3 protein-coding genes are annotated in these 1,897 nt (G+C 74.3%); 1 reads left to right on the plus strand and 2 read right to left on the minus strand.

The window, feature by feature from the left end; genetic code table 11:
* Window positions 1-43: 43 nt before the first annotated feature.
* Window positions 44-283: a hypothetical protein gene (locus FOE67_RS24330; RefSeq protein ID WP_182666979.1), complete on the minus strand. Its 240-nt coding sequence runs from the start codon at window positions 281-283 to the stop codon at window positions 44-46.
* Between the two features lie 165 nt (window positions 284-448).
* Between FOE67_RS24330 and FOE67_RS24335 the strand changes: the two genes are divergently transcribed.
* Window positions 449-1,432, plus strand: a complete 984-nt coding sequence (locus tag FOE67_RS24335; protein WP_182666980.1) for an aldo/keto reductase — start codon at window positions 449-451, stop codon at window positions 1,430-1,432.
* 61 nt (window positions 1,433-1,493) lie between these two features.
* Here the strand turns inward: FOE67_RS24335 and FOE67_RS24340 are convergent.
* On the minus strand, window positions 1,494-1,897 hold a 404-nt coding region (locus FOE67_RS24340; protein WP_182666981.1), incomplete at its 5' end, for an HNH endonuclease.

Raw genomic sequence — 1,897 nt, forward strand, 5'->3', positions numbered from 1 at the left:
GGAGGCGGGGGAGGTCCGCCGGTGGGGGAGCCCTGGTCGGTGCTCACGCGGTCCCCCTTCCGCCGGCGGTGTGGCGACGCCGGTACCGGTGGGCGGCCCACACTCCGCCGAGGAGGGCCGGGAGGAGCACGGCGGTACCGTCACCGGCCGTCCCCCCACCGGGGTTCCCGGCGGCGACGGGGAAGGTGAGCGCGAGGGCGAGGAGCGTGGTGGTGCCGAGGAGCGTGGTGGTGCCGAGGCCGACGGCCGTCTCGGTCCACCACCGGCGGGAATCGGGAGCCATGGGGCCATCATGGGCCGGCGGGGTGACGGGCCGGTAGCGGATTGTTCGCGCGACCGGCTCCCGGCTCCCGGCTGCCGGCCGGCAGCCGGGAGCCGGTGGTTCCGGAACCGCCGGAATCACGCCGGCGGCCCGGCGGGCGAGACCCCGACTGCGAGAATGACCGGCATGGAACAGCGCGAATTCGGCAGGTCGGGACAGCGGGCATCGGTCATCGGACTCGGCACCTGGCAACTGGGTGCCGACTGGGGCGAGGTGAGCGAGAAGGACGCCATGACCGTGCTGGACGCGGCGGCGGAGGCCGGGGTCACCTTCCTGGACACCGCCGACGTGTACGGGGACGGCCGCAGCGAGCGACTGATCGCCGCCTGGCGTCGGGAGAACCCGGGTGTCGAGGTCATGGTGGCGACCAAGACGGGCCGCCGCGTCGAGCAGCTCCCCGAGCACTACAACATCGACAACTTCCGTTCCTGGAACGACCGTTCGCGCGCCAACCTCGGCGTGGACACCATCGACCTGGTGCAGCTCCACTGCCCGCCCACCGCCGTGTACTCCTCCGACGAGGTCTTCGACGCCCTCGACACCCTCGTCGAGGAGGGCCGGATCGCCCGCTACGGCGTCAGCGTGGAGACCTGCGAGGAGGCACTGACCGCCATCGCGCGCCCCGGCACCACCTCGGTGCAGATCATCCTCAACCCCTTCCGCCTCAAGCCGCTGGAGCGGGTGCTGCCCGCCGCCGAAAAGGCCGGGGTCGGGATCATCGCCCGGGTGCCGCTGGCCTCGGGGCTGCTGTCCGGCCGGTACACCGCCGACACCACCTTCTCCGCCGACGACCACCGCACCTACAACCGGGAGGGACAGGCCTTCGACCGCGGGGAGACCTTCTCCGGCGTGGACTTCGCCACCGGCGTGGAGGCGGCACGCGAGTTCGCCGCCCTCGCCCCGGAGGGTGCCACCCCGGCGCAGACGGCGCTGCGCTGGATCGTCCAACAGCCCGGCGTGACCACCGTCATCCCCGGCGCGCGCTCCCCGGAACAGGCCCGCGCCAACGCGGCGGCGGCCGACCTCCCGCCGCTGCCGGACACCACGCTGGAGGCCGTGCGGGAGCTGTACGACCGGCGGATCCGGCCGCAGGTGCACGACCGCTGGTGACCCGCCCGCAACGCGCCCGCCGCTCCGTCGCCCGGCGACGGAGCGGCGGGCGCGTCCCGGTTCACACGGCGGCGGGGGCGTGCCGGAACACCTCGCGGTCGTGCCAGGCCAGGTACTCCACCGCCGGCCGCGCCCCCGGGTCCTCCGGCCGCCGCAGCGGGGCGCCGTCCAGCCCTCGCACGGCCAACCCGGCGGGTGTCCGCGCGTCGTACAACGGGGAGATGCGGATCCGGGGTTCGGCACCGGTGGTCAGCCCCAGCACCCCGTGGTCGAAGAGACGGTGGTGCAGGACGCACAGCGCCAGGCCGTTGTCCTTCCGGTCCGGGCCGTGCTGACTGTGCCAATGGATGTGCGCCGCCTCCAGGCCCACCGATATCCCGGCCAGGCGACCGTCGTACCCGCACATCGCGCACGCCCGTCCCCAGGCGTCCAGGACGAGGCGGGGGAACGCGGGGTCACGGGGAC

Source organism: Streptomyces calidiresistens (assembly GCF_014141525.1).
Lineage (GTDB): Bacteria > Actinomycetota > Actinomycetes > Streptomycetales > Streptomycetaceae > Streptomyces > Streptomyces calidiresistens.

Coding starts and splice junctions, on each gene's coding strand:
- FOE67_RS24330 (WP_182666979.1), bottom strand. CDS start 283: ATGGCTCCCGATTCCCGCCGGTGGTGGACCGAGACGGCCGTCGGCCTC.
- FOE67_RS24335 (WP_182666980.1), top strand. CDS start 449: ATGGAACAGCGCGAATTCGGCAGGTCGGGACAGCGGGCATCGGTCATC.